This is a genomic window from Kitasatospora gansuensis (assembly GCF_014203705.1).
Lineage (GTDB): Bacteria > Actinomycetota > Actinomycetes > Streptomycetales > Streptomycetaceae > Kitasatospora > Kitasatospora gansuensis.
This window is the reverse complement of record NZ_JACHJR010000001.1, coordinates 33,089-47,656: the sequence shown is the minus strand read 5'-3', so window position 1 is coordinate 47,656 and position 14,568 is coordinate 33,089. Positions and strand designations below refer to the sequence as shown.

Below are 14,568 nucleotides of genomic sequence, written 5' to 3'. Positions count from 1 at the left end.
TTCAAGGTGCCGAGGGCACTCCACGAAGTAACCGTTGCCCGCGCACCGGGCACCCCGGCGCTGTGCCTCCCGAGATCAAGGTGGCGGTGGTGTCGCGGGCTCGAACCGCAGCGCCCCGAGGGGCGCACTACCAGAAGTAACCACTGCCGACGCACCGGGAGGTGCGGACGTACTTGTTCAGATGTGGTGTCCAGAGATCAGAAGCGGCTGAGGTACAAAGCTGCTCTACCGAACTGAGCTACACCGACCCGAGGTCGATGACGGGACTCGAACCCGTGACCTGCCCATTTACAGTGGAAGTAACCTCGGCCTGCGCACCTGGACGAGAGTGACGATAGACGGCGAGCCCGCCCGTCCGCATCCGAGTTTCACGCAGGAGGAGACGGCGGGAGCTGGAGCCCGATCGCCTCGGCCGCAATGGTCATGGCGGCGTCGAAGTACGCGGGGTGGTCCGTGATCACCCTGTTCAGGTGACCGAACAGCTCGAAGCTGATCGTGCCGATCAGGGCGATCCACAGGGTGAGCGACCGTTCCACCAGGTCCGCGTACGGCTCGGCCGGCGCCCCGCCCGCGCTGTCGAGCACCTGTTGGGCAACGAGTCTCGGCCCGGGGAGCGGCTGGGTGGGGGGTGGCAGGAGGCCGGAGGCGTGGGCCTCGACGACGAGGCCGGCCATCAGGCGGGTGACCCGGGTGGCGGGGTCGACCGTGTCGGTGGGGGCCTGGTAGCCGGGGACGGGGGAGCCGTAGACCAGGGCGAACTCGTGCGGATGGGCCAGTGCCCACTGGCGGACCGCCCGGCACGCGGCAAGCCAGCGCGTCCCCGGGTCGCCGGAAACGGCCGCTGCCGTCTCGGCCGCCGCTCCGATCGCGTTGAACGCGTCGATGATCAGCGCGGTGAGCAGTGCGTCCCGGCTGGGGAAGTAGCGGTACAGCGCCGAGGAGGCCAGACCCAGGTCACGCGCCACCGCGCGGAGCGACAACGCGGCGGCCCCGGTCTCGGCGAGCTGCCGGGTGGCGGCTTCCTTGATCGCGCGAGTGAGCTCGGCGCGGGCCAGCTGCCGTGCGGTCTGCGATGCCGTCATGCCGTCCATCCTGTCATTCAAGAGCAGTGCACACAAGGGAGAGCGGTGCTCTTGACTTACTCCCACCGCTACGAGAACACTTGTCCACGAAGAGAGCGCTGCTCTCAATGTTCTCCAGGAGGACTCGGATGGCACGGCACATCGTCATCGGCAAGGGCCCGGTCGGCGCCGCCACGGCGCGACTGCTCGACGAACAGGGGCACGAGGTCGTCGTCCTGAGCCGCTCCGGCGGCGACGGGAGTGTGGCGCTCGACGTCACTGACACGGCGTCACTCCGGCAGGCCACCAAGGGCGCCGAGGTGATCTACAACTGCGCGGGCCCGGCCTACCACCGCTGGCCCACGGACTGGCCGCCGATCGCGAACGCCCTGCTGGACGCGGCGGAGTCCTCCGGCGCGGTGCTGGTGACGACGGGCAACCTGTACGGCTACGGCCCCGTCGACGGCCCCCTCACCGAGGACCTGCCGCTCGCGGGCACCGGCACCAAGGCCCGGGTCCGCATCGGCATGTGGCGCGACGCGTCGGCCCGGCACGAGGCCGGCCGGATCCGCATGACGGAGGCGCGGGCCTCGGACTTCTTCGGGCCCGGCGTCACCGGGACCGGCCACCTTGCCCAGCGGCTGATGCCGGCGCTGCTGGCCGGCCGGGCAGTCCGGATGATCGGCAACCCGGACGCACCGCACAGCTTCACGTACGTTCCTGACATCGCCCGCGCGCTCGTACGGCTCGGTGCCGACGAGCGGGCCTGGGGGCGCGCCTGGCACGTACCCACCGCCCCGCCGCTGTCGACCCGGGAGGCGGTCCGGCAGCTCTGCCGGCTGGCGGGTCTGCCACCGGCCAAGGTCGGCCGGATCCCTTGGTGGCCACTCCACCTGGCCGGCCTGGTCAACCCCATGCTCGGGGAACTGCGGGAGGTGCAGTACCAGTTCGACCGGCCGTTCGTGCTCGACTCCCAGGCCTACACCGCGACCTTCGGCGAGGCGCCGACCCCGATCGACGAGGCACTGGGGGCCACCGTCGAATGGTGGCGGGCGAGGCTCGGTCGGTAGCGCCATGTGCCAGGATGCCGGGCATGTCTGCTCGTGCACTGAGCTTCGGCGCTGTCGCGGAAGCCTACGAACGGTTCCGGCCCGGGTATCCCCGGGAGCTCTTCGACCAGGTGACGACGTACGCGGGCCGACCGGTGCGGACCGCCCTGGAGATCGGTGCGGGGACGGGCAAGGCAACCCGTCTGTTCGCCGGGCAGGGGGTCGCGGTCACGGCGACCGAGCCCGACGCCGCGATGCTCGCCGAGCTGCGCAAGGCGGTGCCCGCGAACGTGCGGACCGTCCGGGCCGCGTTCGAGGACCTGCGGGCGGGTGAGACGTACGGGCTGGTCTATGCGGCGGCGGCCCTGCACTGGACGCGCCCGGAGGGCCGGTGGTCGCGGGTGGCCGCGCTGCTGGAACCTGACGGTGTGTTCGCCTCGTTCGGGGGACCGGTCCAGCTGGCCGACCCGGCTGTCGAGGAGTCGGTGCGGGTGGCGCGGGCGCCGTTCCTGGAGAGTGACGAGGTGTCATCTCCCGACGGGACGGCTCCGGAGGAGGAGATGCAGTGGCCGGGTACGGAGCTGCTGCTGTCCCCGTTGTTCTCCGACGTCCGGCAGCACGTCATCAAGCGGCGGATGACCCTGGGCGCCGCCGACTACGTCGGTCACCTGTCGACCGTCTCGGCGTACCTCCAGCTGCCGCGCCCGAGGCAGCTGGAGGCGTACGAGGCGATCGCGCGGGTGCTGCCCGGGACGGTCGAGATCGCCGCCGACATCACCGTGCATCTCGCGCGTCGGCGATCCGGGCAGTAGTCAGGGGGTTGGGGTCAGCAGTGGCCGGCCGGGTGTTCGCGGACGACCAGGTCGGTGCGGCCGGGGGTGGCGTCCAGCCAGAGCACCCGGGTGCCCCGGTCGGCGGCCGCCTCGTACTGGCCGCCGCGGTTGCAGGAGACCCGGACGGGCGTGCCTCCCGTGATCGGCAGCTGCCAGAGTTTGGGCAGCGCCGCGTTGGTCCAGCCGTCGGCGGGCCGGCTACCCGTGGTCCGGAAGGTGACGGCCTGGTCGGAGGCGGTGAGGGTGGGGGTCGCCGCGGCGTACGGGGAGTCGGCGGGGAGCAGGTCGGTGACGCCCGAGCCGTCCAGGGCGCCGGAACGGATCGCGCTGCGCGCGGTCGGCCCGGCGGGGGTCTCGGTCCAGAGCAGCCGTCCGCCCGCGAGGAGGGTGGAGCTGATGCTGCCGGCCGATTCGTACCGCGCGGTCACCCGGCCGGTGGCGAGTGACCGGACGGTGGCCGCGGACCGCTCCTGCTGCCCGGTGGTCCACCGCTCGGTCCAGCCGAGCAGGCCGTCCTTGAGGGTGAGACCGGAGGGGCGGTGGCCGTCGGGCAGCGGCAGTTCCACCGGCGCGGCACCGTCGCGGGACAGGCGGATGACGGTGCGTCCGGTGGCGAAGTCCTCCGCCAGGAAGGCGATGTCACCGCCGGAGATCCGGACCTCGCCGAGCTGCTCGGTCCGGGAGGCGAGCAGGCTGCGGACCGGTCCGCCGGCCAGTGGGCGGGTCAGCACCTCCATGCCGAACTTGCCCTCGGCGTCGGGGCCGACGGCCAGCCAGGCGGCGGACCTGCCGTCGGTGGCGGCCCAGCTGTGCCGGCGGCCGTCCTGCGGGCTGAGCCGGGTGGGCGTGCCGGGGCCGGCGGTGGAGCCGGTGTACAGGGCGGGGTCACCGGTGCCGGTGGCGTTGCCCATCACCCAGCGCCCGCCCGCGACAGCGGGGGCGGCCATCGAGGTGGGGATGGCACGGACCAGCGCGCGGCTGTCCGTCCCGAGCCGGGACTCCCAGCCCGCGCGGATGCCGTGGGCGTCGAACGCGGCTGCCACCGTACGGAGTTGGGCCCGGCTGAGGTTCATCGAGCGCCCGGCGGCGAGCACGGCGTCGCGGCCGTCGACGAAGTCGTCCAGCGGGGTGAGGTACTCGGCGAGCGCGCGGTAGACCAGCCGGTCGGCGGTGAGCGGGTCGAGGGTGCGGCGCAGGTCCCAGAGTGCCCCGGAGAAGATGGTGGAGTTGAGGTGCACCCCGCCCTGGTCGAGGCTCGAGTCGGTGCCGAGGTAGTCGTCCACGGTGGTACGGCGGTCGTCGAGCCGACGGCCCGCGCAGCTCTCCGGGGTGCCGGTGCGGCACACCGCCTCGCCGAGCAGCGCGGCCTTCGGGTCGGTCATCGCCATCCCGCGGGCGGTCACCTCGACGGCGTTGCCGAAGTAGTCGGCCAGCGCCTCGTTCATCGCGCCGCTCTGCCCGGCGTTGACCAGGGCGGCGGTGTGGTCGATGACGCCGTGGGTCATCTCGTGCCCGGCGATGTCGAGAGCGACCGCGAACGAGTGGTACTTCGGCCCGCCGCCGCCGTAGGTCATCATGCTCCCGTCCCAGGAGGCGTTGATGATGGGCTCGCCGTCGTTGGTCATGTTGACCAGCGAGACGATCGGGGCGCCCTTGCCGTCCAGCCCCTCCCGGCCCAGCCGGTCGCGGTAGAAGTCGTACACCAGGCCCGCGTTGAGGTGGGCGTCGGTGGCGCCGCCGGTGCCGGTGGCGGCGGGGAAGTCGGCGGTGGGGGAGGCGGCCGGGCGGAGGTCGGCGGGCAGGCCGCCGACGAAGTCCACCAGGTCGCGGCCGGCCGCGTCGTAGGTGGTGATGGTGGCGGGCCGGGTCCGGTCGACGAGTTGGTGGCTGCCGTCCGGCAGGCGGGTGGTGTTCACCTGCACGCGGCGGCCGTAGGCGTCGGTGGCGGTGCCGGTGGCGGGCACTCCGACCGTTGCCGCCCGGGTGCCGGCGGGGTACGGGGCGCGGGCGTCGTGGGCGAGGGCGATGCCGCCGACGGTGGCGTCCACGTACACCTCGCGGGTGGTCGGCCGGCCGTCGGGCCGGCGGGTGCTGCTGCGTACGGTGAAGTGCCGGGCCAGCCGTCCGGTGCCGCCGGGCAGCACCACCAGGCCGTGGTCCTCCGCGGTGGCGCCGGACCGGGCCCGCGGGTCGGCGAGCGAGCCGAGCGCGAGGCCGCGCAGCATCGCGTCCGGGACGGCGGCGGTGGTCGGCGCGGTGAGCCCGGTGAAGTACTTGCCGCCGGCCGACTCGACCCGCTGGTCGGCGCCCGCACCGGTGAGGCGGACCAGGTACTGCGCGCCGAGCACGGGCACACCGCCGTGGTACTGCTGGAACCTGACGGTGTGTCGCCCGTCGGCCGTGCGCTCGGTGCCGACCTCGGTGAGCTGCCCGGGGTCGATCCGGTACCGCTCCGGGTGGGCGGCGAGCTGCGCCAGCGCGGCTGCCGCCGGGGTGCCCTCGGCCCGTTCGGCCAGACCGGTGACCAGCTGCGGGGCGGCGGTCTCCCGGCCGGCCACCAGCGCGGGCACCGGGTCGGGGTCGGGTGCCGCGGCGGCGGGTGCGGCGGGTGCGGCCAGGGTCAGGCTCAGCGCGGCGGTGACGGCGAGGCCGAGCGCTTTGGGGGTGCGGGACGGGTGCGGCACTGAGAGGTCCTCCACGGAAGCCGGGATCGGTGACGGTTCGTCAGTTCGATACTTGATCGCAGACGTTCGAAAAATCCAGGCGTTTGCCGGTGAATGCAGAGAATCCGGGAGATACGTGCACGTTCGGGCGGCGGTGGCCTGTCCGAACGGGCAGAACGGCCCGCCTGTCCCGGGCTGGGGGCTCCGAACTGGTCCACAGGTCCCGGGACGCATCCGGGACCACGGCCTCATGCCGCTGGGCAGGTCGAATTCCTAACTTGGGAGCACGCGTTGAGCACTCGGCCCGGGACACCGGTCGGCAGCTCACGCAAGCCGGGCCGTCGTCGGCGGCCCCGTCCATGAGCCGGGACCCTCCCGGCCCGTGTGTTCCGACAGCGAAGTACTGGAGAATCCCAGATGAGTTGGAACCAATTCACGCTCTCCTCGACCGGAAGCTCGGACCAGGGTCGGTGCAGGACAGGTTCTGGTACGAGGGCAGCAACTGGCAGGGGTTCGAGCTCGCGCCCGCCGGCAGCGCCGCCATCACCAGTGGCGTCGCCGCCGTCTCCCGCATCCCCACCAGCATGGAGGTCTGGTACGTCGGCCTGAACGGTTCGGTGCAGGACCGGTTCTGGTATGAGGGCAACAACTGGCAGTCCTTCGAGCTCGCACCCCCCGGCAGCGCCTCCACCCACACCGGCATCGGCGCCGTCTCGCGGATCCCGGGCAGCATGGAGGTCTGGTTCGTGGGGGCGAACGGTTCGGTGCAGGACCGGTTCTGGTACGAGGGCAGCAACTGGCAGGGGTTCGAGCTCGCGCCTGCCGGCAGCGCCTCCATCACCAGTGGCGTCGCGGCCGTCTCGCGGATCCCGGGCAGCATGGAACTCTGGTTCGTCGGCGGCGACGCGTCCCTCCAGGACCACTTCTGGTACGACACGTCGAGCAAGAACTTCGACCAGGACGTCACCACCGACATCGCCATCGGAGGCTCGGCGCACGTCGTGATGAGGCAGGACGGCTTCTTCTCGTTCAGCACGCACGCGCACGACAGCGGTTTCGACAACATCGACTACACGATCTCCGCCGCCGTGATGACGCCGGACGGAACCGTGTTCACCTTCCAACACTCCGGCCACACCGAAGGAACCGTCGCCGGCCTGCCCTTCGGTACTCCCGACCGCAACGACGACTTCACGTTCGTCGGCAACAACCCGCAGATCACCGAGAAGTGGGACGGCATCCTCAACGGCACGTTCAAGGCCAGCCTGGAGGGGACGGACACGCTCGCGGCCGGCGTCACGGGAGCCCTCGGCGACCTGGTGAACGCGATCGTATCCGCGGCGGGGAAGGCCGCGGCCGAGGCGGTCATCAAGCTCGTCTTCTGACCTCCGGCTGGTCCCTGCGGTAACCGGCCCCTATCCCAAGGCATCGGCCCGGCTCCCTCCCAGAAGCCGGGCCGATGCCACGTCAGCGCCGTCTCGTCATGGCTGCCGGCATCCACGTCGACGAGGGCAGTCCGGCTCCCGTCGCAGTACCACCGCCACCTACGGCCGTTCCGCGGTTCGGGGCGTGTCCGTCGGGACTCCGAGCGTCAGGAACGCGAATCCCACGACCTCGCGAGATCCTCGCAGCCAGGTGGTGCGGTGCGCGTCGAGCCTGGCACGCTCGGCGTCGGCCTCCGGGTGGTTGCTGTTGGCCAGCAGCCACTCCTCCGCGTCTGCGGCGAACCCGGACTCGAAGCTGTCCCACTCGCCGCGGGTGGACGTCTCGATGCCCAGCGGCCGGAAGCCTGCTGCTACGGCCTGATCGACGAGGTCCGGCAGGTGGAGGCAGGTGTCGACCGTGCTGCCGGGCCACAGGTTCGTCAGTTCCTCGGCGGTCGGGGTGCGTTCCCAGATCTCGCAGGAGAACAGCAGCCGACCGCCCGGGTTCACCAACGGCCGGAGGGCCTGAAGTGCGTCCGGAATGCTGCCGAACGCCTGATACGCCCCTGAGCTGATGACGAGGTCGGCGGGCGAGAGGTGCTCCCTGGCGTCACCTTCGACGAAGGTCGCCCGGTGGGCCAGTCCGCGTCCCGCCGCGTTGCCGCGTGCGCGTTCGACGTCGGGGCCGTGCAGTTCGACGCCGATCCCGTGCGCCTGAGGCGCGGCATCCAGCACGCGGAGCAGGAGCTCGCCCCAGCCGCAGCCGAAGTCGGTCACCGACGCCGGCTTCCTGGAGGCGAGTTCGGCGACGAGTCGGTCGGCACGCGTGGTGGACAGGGGAACGTGGAAGGTGAGGCGGCGGGCAGCGCCGAAGCCTGAAGGGTTGGTCATCGCCGGGAGGGTAATGGCGCGAACTACCGTACTGCCAGCGGATTTTCACCCGCCGTCAGCTCCTCCCCGGGGCAGTCCGCCTCGGCGTGCACTCGTCGCCAGGCGCCGGATATGTGGGTGCGGCTTTGTACCGGGCGGGGTTAGCGTGGCGGTTTTGCGGATCGAGGAGGGGACTGCGGTGCTGGTCATGCCCGGGCGGTGGACGTCGACGATGGAGCTGCTCGCCGTCGAGGCGGCGGGCCGGGGGATGGCGGTGCGCAGGGCGGAGGAGTCCGGTCTGGTGGGCCCTGCGCACTGGTACGGCGGTCCGGTCGCGGGTGCGGGCCTGGCGGACCGGCTCGGGTTCGCGCTGCTCGAACCGGTGGACGGCTGGTTGGCCGAGCTGCCGGAGGAGTTCACCGGCCGTCAGGTCCGGGCGGCGACCGTCGCGGAGGCGTGGGCGCTCGACCGGCCGACGTTCGTCAAGCCGCCCCGGGACAAGTCCTTCCCGGCGGACGTCTACGCCGACGGCTCCCGACTGCCCTCCGACCTGGACCCGGTGACACCGGTGCTGCTGTCGGAGGTGGTGACCTTCGCGGCCGAGTACCGGCTGTTCCTGCTGGACGGCCGGATCGCCGCGGCGAGCCGGTACGCGGTGTTCGGGCGACTCGACCCGCGCCCGCTCGGTACGGACCGGGCCGTCGCCGCAGAGATCACGGAGTTCGCCGACCGGCTGGTCGCCGTGGCCGGTCACACCCTGCCGAGCGCCGTCGTGGTGGACGTCGGACAGCTGCTCGACCCGTACCGTCCGGGCCACCGCTGGGCCGTGGTGGAGGCCAACATGGCGTGGTTCTCGCACGCGTACGCCGCCGATCCGGCGCGGGTGCTGGACGTGGTGCTGCGGGCGGCGGGGCCGCGCGAGCGGCTGCTGCCGGGGGACCTGGCGTTCGTCCGGCACTGATCCGCCCGGCGTGAGCATCGGCCCTGCCCGTCCCTGCCCCAGTGGCCACCTTTTTGTGCGTACTGGGCAGGGACGTGCGGTGCGACAAGACTGGTGCCCAGAAGGGCGAAGGGAGATGACAGCAGGTCAGGAGGCCGACAGTTCGACCTGTGCGACCTGTCCGGCCTGCTCGGCCGCCATCCGGCCGAGGCGTTCGTAGCCCAGGTCGGAGACCGGGCCGAGGGCGTCGGAGAGGCGGCGGCCGAAATCGCTGAGGGAGTAGACCGTCTTCAGCGGAAGGACGTCGTGCACCTCGCGGTGCACCAGGCCGTCGGACTCCATCTCGCGCAGGGCCTGGGTGAGGACCTTCTCACTGAGGCCGGGCAGCCGTCGGCGGAGTTCGGCGGGGCGGTGCGGGCCGGCCTCCAGCAGCCAGAGCAGGGACGTCTTCCACTTGCCGTCGATCACGGCGATCGCGGCGGTCACCCCGCACACGTTCGGGTTCACGGCCTGACTGCGCGTCATCTCTTCTCCCCGGGTTCCTCGTTGTCCACCACCATGTCTACAGGAGATGAAGTATGTCCACCAACCACACCCAGCCCACCGTCACCGTGCTCGGCCTCGGGCCGATGGGACGTGCTCTGGCCGGTGCCTTCGTGGCCGCCGGCGTCCGCACCACGGTCTGGAACCGCACCCCGGGCCGGGACGCCGAACTGGTCGCCCGGGGCGCGGTGAGCGCGGCGACGGCGGAGGAGGCCGTGGCGGCGAGCGAGCTGACCGTCGTCTGCGTGGTGAACTACGACGCCTCGGACGCGGTGCTGCGCCGGGCGGAGGTCGAGGCCGCGCTCAAGGGCCGGGCGGTGGTCAACCTGACCGCCGACGCGCCGGACCGGTCCCGGTCCACGGCCGCCTGGGCGGCGGAGCACGGCGTCGAGTACCTGGACGGCGCGATCATGACGCCGGCCCCGAGCATCGGCACGCCGGAGGCGGTCTTCATCCACAGCGGGCCGGCCGACCTCTACGAGCGGTTCGCGCCGGTGCTGGCGGCGCTCGGCGGTACCCACACCCACCTCGGCGAGGAGATCGGCCGGGCGGCCGGCTTCGACATCGCGCTGCTGGACATCTTCTGGACGGCGATGGCCGGGTACGTGCACGCGCTGGCGCTGGCCAAGGCGGAGGGGATCAGCGGGCGGGAGCTGGCGCCGTTCGCGCAGGGGATCGGGGCGATCCTGCCCCCGCTGTTCGCGGAGTTCGCCGAGGACTTCGACAGCGGCAGCTACTCGGGCGCGATCAACCCGCTCACCTCGAGCGTCTCCAGCATGGCCCACGTCGTGCACGCCGCCGAGTCGCACGGCATCGAGTCCGGGGTGATGCGCGCCGCCGAGGGCCTGGCCCGCCGGACCATCGCCCTCGGCCACGGCGAGGACGGGGTGAGCCGCCTCGCCGAGGTGCTGGGCCGGCGCTGAGACCCCTTCGCCGGCGGCTACCGCTCGGGGGCCGGGGCGGGGACCAGGCCGTCGGCGACCAGGCCGCGCAGGACGGCCTCGGAGAGGGTCTGAACGGCCGTCAGCGGCCGGACCATGACGGTGAACTCGTTGATCCGGCCGTCCGCGTCGAACTGGAGCTGGTCGATGCCGTGGATCTGCCGGCCGTCGACAGTGGTGCGGAACGGCAGGATCACGCAGGGGGCGGCGGGCCCGCCACCGGTGGTCTCGGCGGTGCCCTCGAGCTCGCCCAGGTAGCGGAAGTCCTCGAAGGTGCGCAGCAGGACGCCGAAGAGCCCGAGCACCAGCGGGCGGCTCTCGAACGGGGCGAACTTCACCGGGCTGTAGAAACGGATGTCCTCGCTGAACAGGTCCTCCAGGGCGGCGTGTTCGCCCTTCTCGACGGCGGTGCGGAAGCGGTCGGCGGTCGACCCCACGGGTCCTCCTCGATAGTCATCGATCTGAGTAGTCAGTTTCTTGAGTATGATGCAGCCGCGGACCTCGGAAGGGAAGGGGCGACGGAGATGGCACTGCGGCACGCCGTACTGGCCGCGCTGCTGGACGGCGAGTACAGCGGCTACCAGCTGGCGAAGGCGTTCGACATCGGCGTGGCCAACTTCTGGCACGCGCTGCCCCAGCAGCTCTACGCCGAGTTGGCCAAGCTGGAGAAGGAGGGCCTGCTGTCGGGCCGTCAGGTGCTCCAGGAGGGGCGGCCGAACAAGCGCCTCTTCACGGTCACCGAGGCCGGCCGGGCCGAACTGGAGGCGTTCGCGGAGACGGTGGCGAAGCCCTCGTTCATCCGGGACGACCTGATGGTGAAGGTGCAGGCCGCCGACCGGATCGGCACCGCAGCGGTGATCGCGCAGCTGGACGAGCGGGCGGAGGTGTCCAGGGGCAAGGTCGAGTTCCTGACCGAGCTGCTCCGGACGCTGCGCGGCGACGCACCGGAGGACGAGTACCTGCGTCACGGCGAGCGGATCGGGCCGTACCTGACCTGCCTGCGCGGCGTGGCGTTCGAACAGGAGACCCGGGACTGGTGCCTGCGCATCGCGGCCGTCCTGAGAGCGCGACAGGAGAACCGTGCCGAACACGCCTGACCCCCAGACCCGTACCTACCTCCGCTACGTCGCCCTCGGCGACAGCCAGACCGAGGGCGTCGGCGACGGGGACGATGTGATCGGTCTGCGCGGCTGGGCGGACCGGCTGGCCGAGCAGCTGGCGGCCGCCGACCCCGCCGTGCAGTATGCCAACCTGGCCGTCCGGGGCCGGCTGGCCGGGCAGGTCCGGGCCGAACAGCTCGGGCCCGCGCTCGCGCTGCGCCCGGACCTGGCCACCGTGGTGGCCGGGGTCAACGACCTGCTGCGGCCGGGCTTCGACGCGGCGCGGGTGGCGGGTGAGCTGGAGGAGATGTTCGCCGCCCTCACGGGGGCGGGGGCGCAGGTCGCCACGGTGACCTTCCCCGACATCGGACGGATCGTCAGCTTGGCCAAGCCGCTGCGCCCCCGGGTCCTGGAGCTGAACGATCACATCCGGGCCGCCGCGGCGCGGCACGGTGTGGCGGTGGCGGAGACCGCGCTTCCGGAGGCCACCACCGATCCCCGGATGTGGAGTACCGACCGTCTGCACGCTTCCCCGCTCGGCCATCAGCGGATCGCCGAGGCCGTGGCGGAGGCCCTCGGCCTTCCCGGCAGTGACGACAGCTGGACCCGGGGGTTGCCCGCGCAGCCGGTGCCCGGTGCCCTGCGGGCCGCTGCCGCCGAACTCCGTTGGGCGGGCGCGTTCCTGGGCCCCTGGCTGGCGCGCCGTATCCGCGGCCGTTCCTCCGGTGACGGGCGCTCCGCCCGCCGTCCGGCGCTCCTGCCGGTCGTTGCGGCGGGCTGACCGGTCATCATCTCCCGGGATCGGGGCGGTAGTCGGGCGGTCGTGTGACGACGGTCACTGCGACGCCGGGGCCGGGTCGGACAGGTCTAAGGTGAGGAACTTCCGTCCCCCCCGGAGCGAGGCGAGGCATGCGCGCCCAGTTCGTCCTGTCGGAGATAGGCACCGGCCTGCGCCGGAACCTGACCATGACCGTCGCGGTGGTGATCAGCGTGGCGATGTCGCTCGCCCTGGCCGGCGCCAGCCTGCTGGTGCGTGACCAGGTCAACGCGATGAAGGACTTCTGGTACGACAAGGTCGAGGTGAGCATCTACTTCTGCACCAAGTCCGATGCCAGGATCGCCGAGTGTGCGGCCGGTGCCGCCACCGACCAGCAGATCGCCGAGGTGCAGGAGAAGCTGGCGAAGCTCCCGCTGGTGCAGAGCGCCACCTTCGAGAGCTCGCAGCAGGCGTACCGGAACTGGACGGAACGCTTCCCCGCGAGCCCGCTGATGCAGGCGGTGGGCGCGGAGGCGCTGCCGCGCTCCTGGCGGGTCAAGCTGACCGACCCCACCCAGTACGAGGTGATCCGGAGCGCCTTCGCCGGCCGCCCGGGCGTCAAGTCGGTGGAGGACCAGAAGAAGGTCCTGGAGAAGCTGTTCGGACTGCTCGGCGCCCTGCAGAAGGCTGCCTTCGCGATGATGGTGCTGATGCTGTTCGTCGCACTGCTGCTGATCGTCAACACCGTACGGGTGTCCGCGTTCAGCCGACGGCGGGAGACCGGCATCATGCGTCTGGTCGGCGCCTCCAACCTGTACATCCAGCTGCCGTTCATCGCCGAGGCGGCTTTCGCCGCGCTTCTCGGCGCTGCGCTGGCCTGCGGCATGCTGATCGGCGGGCACTACTTCCTCCGGCGCACGCTGGCCGATCAGCTCGGGTTCCTCCGGTTGATCGGGCTGTCCTCGGTGCTGTCGGTGATCCCGCTGCTGATCGCGGTCGGCATCGGCATGGCGAGTGTGGCGGCCTTCGTCACCCTGCGGAAGCACCTCAAGGTCTGACGCCGCCTCAGCCTGCCCCTGCCCGGTGGGATCGGTCATCGACGTGTCGACACCGACGCTGAGCTGTCGCAGTGCTCACCCGAGCCCTGGCGGGGTGTCCAGCACCCGGAAGGAGATGCCCGCCGCGACCAGCCGATCGATCAGGGGCCGGCCCATCGCCACCGCCGTGGTCGACTGTCCCGCCACGGGCGGCAGGTCGTCGTACGCCAGGCAGAGCGCCGACTCGGCCAGCATCTTCGCGGTCTCCTGGTAGCCCGGATCGCCTCCGGACACCTCGGTGAAGACCGTCCGCCCGTCCTCCGCCCGCGCCACGAACCGGACGCTGAACCAGGACCGCGCCCGCTGCTCCGCGCTCGGCCCGTCGCCGGGCTTGCGCAACCGCCCCAGTGCCCGGCGCAGTGGCGGCAGTTGGGCGGCGAGGACGAGCAGCGCCACCGCGGCGCCGCCGGCCAGGGCGATCGGCAGCCGCCGAACCGCCGCGTAGTGCGTGTAGCCGAAGTCCGGGCCGTACCCGTCCAGTGCGGCGGCCGAGCGGGACACCACCTGCGGGTCGATCGTGGGCATCGGCACCGCCCAGGCCCGTACCGGCCGTGACCGGTGCGGTCGGCCGATCGGAGTTCGCACCAGCCGGCCCTTCGGCCGGGGCTCGACCGCGCGGCGCGCCCGGGCGGCCTGTGCCATCGCCCGCAGCCGGGAGAAGGCCGTCATCGCCGAGGCGAAGGTGCCGCCCGAGACGGTGCCGCCGGCGCGGACGAAGCCCGCCACCGAGAGCCGGCCCGCCGGGCCGCCATGGCGCAACAGTTCCTCGACGGTGAACAGGACGCCGAGGTCGTGCGGCACCGAGTCGAAGCCGCAGGCGTGCACCAGCCGCGCGCCGGTCGCCAAGGCCCGCTCGTGGTGCCGCAGGTACATCCGGTCGACGAACTCCGGCTCGCCGGTGAGGTCGACGTAGTCGGTGCCACTCTCCGCGCAGGCCGCCACCAGTGGTTCGCCGTGCCGCAGGTACGGGCCGACCGTGGACACCACCACCCGGGCCGAGGCGGCCACCTCGCGCAGCGCCTCACGGTCCGCGGCGTCCGCGACCAGCAGCGGGAGGTCGGCGCAGCGCGGGTCGATCCCCGCGAGCTTCGCCCGGACGGCGGCCAGCCTGCGCTCGTCCCGCCCGGCGAGCGCCCAGCGGCAGCCCTCGGGCACGGTCCGGGCCAGGTACTCGGCGGTGAGCCCGCCGGTGAACCCGGTGGCGCCGAACAGGACGAGGTCGTACGGGCGCGGCGCGGTCATTGACAGTCCCTACTCGCGGGTAATCGAGTGGGCCACGCTAGGAGCCCG

General features: G+C 72.3%; 14 protein-coding genes. 8 read left to right on the top strand and 6 right to left on the bottom strand.

Features of this window, described 5'->3' with window-relative positions; translation table 11 throughout:
- Positions 1 to 368: 368 nt before the first annotated feature.
- Positions 369 to 1,082, bottom strand: coding sequence for a TetR/AcrR family transcriptional regulator (locus F4556_RS00250; protein ID WP_184910528.1), 714 nt, complete (start codon positions 1,080 to 1,082; stop codon positions 369 to 371).
- A 128-nt stretch (positions 1,083 to 1,210) separates the two neighbouring features.
- Between F4556_RS00250 and F4556_RS00245 the strand changes: the two genes are divergently transcribed.
- Together F4556_RS00245 and F4556_RS00240 are read left to right on the top strand one after the other, a co-directional pair.
- Entirely contained in the window at positions 1,211 to 2,131 is a 921-nt protein-coding gene (locus F4556_RS00245; RefSeq protein ID WP_184910526.1) for an NAD-dependent epimerase/dehydratase family protein, read from the top strand.
- Between the two features lie 23 nt (positions 2,132 to 2,154).
- Positions 2,155 to 2,922 carry a class I SAM-dependent methyltransferase gene (locus F4556_RS00240; protein WP_184910524.1) on the top strand — a complete coding sequence of 256 codons (768 nt, stop codon included), beginning with the start codon at positions 2,155 to 2,157 and terminating at the stop codon, positions 2,920 to 2,922.
- Positions 2,923 to 2,936: 14 nt separating this feature from the next.
- Here the strand turns inward: F4556_RS00240 and F4556_RS00235 are convergent, their stop codons facing one another.
- Complete coding sequence (locus F4556_RS00235; RefSeq protein WP_184910522.1) at positions 2,937 to 5,642, bottom strand: M4 family metallopeptidase; 2,706 nt, start codon at positions 5,640 to 5,642, stop codon at positions 2,937 to 2,939.
- Between the two features lie 434 nt (positions 5,643 to 6,076).
- Between F4556_RS00235 and F4556_RS00230 the strand changes: the two genes are divergently transcribed.
- Positions 6,077 to 6,991, top strand: coding sequence for a PLL family lectin (locus tag F4556_RS00230; RefSeq protein WP_184925796.1), 915 nt, complete (start codon positions 6,077 to 6,079; stop codon positions 6,989 to 6,991).
- A 159-nt stretch (positions 6,992 to 7,150) separates the two neighbouring features.
- On the opposite strand, the gene F4556_RS00225 is transcribed toward F4556_RS00230, so the two are convergent.
- Positions 7,151 to 7,921, bottom strand: coding sequence for an SAM-dependent methyltransferase (locus F4556_RS00225; protein ID WP_184910520.1), 771 nt, complete (start codon positions 7,919 to 7,921; stop codon positions 7,151 to 7,153).
- Positions 7,922 to 8,132: 211 nt separating this feature from the next.
- Here F4556_RS00225 and F4556_RS00220 point away from each other — a divergent pair, with 211 nt between their 5' ends.
- Positions 8,133 to 8,861 (top strand): ATP-grasp domain-containing protein, encoded by a 729-nt coding sequence (locus F4556_RS00220; protein ID WP_184924108.1) that lies wholly within the window; start codon positions 8,133 to 8,135, stop codon positions 8,859 to 8,861.
- A 126-nt stretch (positions 8,862 to 8,987) separates the two neighbouring features.
- On the opposite strand, the gene F4556_RS00215 is transcribed toward F4556_RS00220, so the two are convergent.
- Complete coding sequence (locus F4556_RS00215) at positions 8,988 to 9,365, bottom strand: winged helix-turn-helix transcriptional regulator (protein ID WP_184910518.1); 378 nt, start codon at positions 9,363 to 9,365, stop codon at positions 8,988 to 8,990.
- Between the two features lie 53 nt (positions 9,366 to 9,418).
- Between F4556_RS00215 and F4556_RS00210 the strand changes: the two genes are divergently transcribed.
- Positions 9,419 to 10,306, top strand: coding sequence for an NAD(P)-dependent oxidoreductase (locus F4556_RS00210; protein WP_184910516.1), 888 nt, complete (start codon positions 9,419 to 9,421; stop codon positions 10,304 to 10,306).
- Between the two features lie 17 nt (positions 10,307 to 10,323).
- Here F4556_RS00210 and F4556_RS00205 read toward each other — a convergent pair whose 3' ends face one another.
- Positions 10,324 to 10,761 (bottom strand): nuclear transport factor 2-like protein, encoded by a 438-nt coding sequence (locus tag F4556_RS00205; RefSeq protein WP_184910514.1) that lies wholly within the window; start codon positions 10,759 to 10,761, stop codon positions 10,324 to 10,326.
- A gap of 87 nt (positions 10,762 to 10,848) precedes the next feature.
- Here F4556_RS00205 and F4556_RS00200 point away from each other — a divergent pair, with 87 nt between their 5' ends.
- The 3 genes from F4556_RS00200 to ftsX all read left to right on the top strand — a co-directional run bounded on the left by F4556_RS00200 (position 10,849) and on the right by ftsX (position 13,239).
- The gene (locus tag F4556_RS00200; protein ID WP_184910512.1) at positions 10,849 to 11,421 is read left to right on the top strand and encodes a PadR family transcriptional regulator; all 573 of its coding nucleotides are present in this window, start codon (positions 10,849 to 10,851) and stop codon (positions 11,419 to 11,421) included.
- Positions 11,405 to 12,205, top strand: a complete 801-nt coding sequence (locus F4556_RS00195; RefSeq protein ID WP_184910510.1) for an SGNH/GDSL hydrolase family protein — start codon at positions 11,405 to 11,407, stop codon at positions 12,203 to 12,205. Before F4556_RS00200 ends, F4556_RS00195 begins: the two co-directional genes overlap by 17 nt.
- Before the next feature lie 128 nt (positions 12,206 to 12,333).
- Positions 12,334 to 13,239 carry a permease-like cell division protein FtsX gene (gene ftsX / locus F4556_RS00190; protein WP_184910508.1) on the top strand — a complete coding sequence of 302 codons (906 nt, stop codon included), beginning with the start codon at positions 12,334 to 12,336 and terminating at the stop codon, positions 13,237 to 13,239.
- A gap of 75 nt (positions 13,240 to 13,314) precedes the next feature.
- Here the strand turns inward: ftsX and F4556_RS00185 are convergent, their stop codons facing one another.
- Positions 13,315 to 14,520: a saccharopine dehydrogenase family protein gene (locus F4556_RS00185; protein ID WP_184910506.1), complete on the bottom strand. Its 1,206-nt coding sequence runs from the start codon at positions 14,518 to 14,520 to the stop codon at positions 13,315 to 13,317.
- Between the last annotated feature and the right edge of the window lie 48 nt (positions 14,521 to 14,568).

Excerpts from the sequence above, each read along its gene's own strand:
- F4556_RS00250 (WP_184910528.1), bottom strand. The coding sequence starts at position 1,082 with ATGACGGCATCGCAGACCGCACGGCAGCTGGCCCGCGCCGAGCTCACT.
- F4556_RS00245 (WP_184910526.1), top strand. The coding sequence starts at position 1,211 with ATGGCACGGCACATCGTCATCGGCAAGGGCCCGGTCGGCGCCGCCACG.
- F4556_RS00240 (WP_184910524.1), top strand. The coding sequence starts at position 2,155 with ATGTCTGCTCGTGCACTGAGCTTCGGCGCTGTCGCGGAAGCCTACGAA.
- F4556_RS00225 (WP_184910520.1), bottom strand. The coding sequence starts at position 7,921 with ATGACCAACCCTTCAGGCTTCGGCGCTGCCCGCCGCCTCACCTTCCAC.
- F4556_RS00220 (WP_184924108.1), top strand. The coding sequence starts at position 8,133 with ATGGAGCTGCTCGCCGTCGAGGCGGCGGGCCGGGGGATGGCGGTGCGC.
- F4556_RS00215 (WP_184910518.1), bottom strand. The coding sequence starts at position 9,365 with ATGACGCGCAGTCAGGCCGTGAACCCGAACGTGTGCGGGGTGACCGCC.
- F4556_RS00210 (WP_184910516.1), top strand. The coding sequence starts at position 9,419 with ATGTCCACCAACCACACCCAGCCCACCGTCACCGTGCTCGGCCTCGGG.
- F4556_RS00200 (WP_184910512.1), top strand. The coding sequence starts at position 10,849 with ATGGCACTGCGGCACGCCGTACTGGCCGCGCTGCTGGACGGCGAGTAC.
- ftsX (WP_184910508.1), top strand. The coding sequence starts at position 12,334 with ATGCGCGCCCAGTTCGTCCTGTCGGAGATAGGCACCGGCCTGCGCCGG.
- F4556_RS00185 (WP_184910506.1), bottom strand. The coding sequence starts at position 14,520 with ATGACCGCGCCGCGCCCGTACGACCTCGTCCTGTTCGGCGCCACCGGG.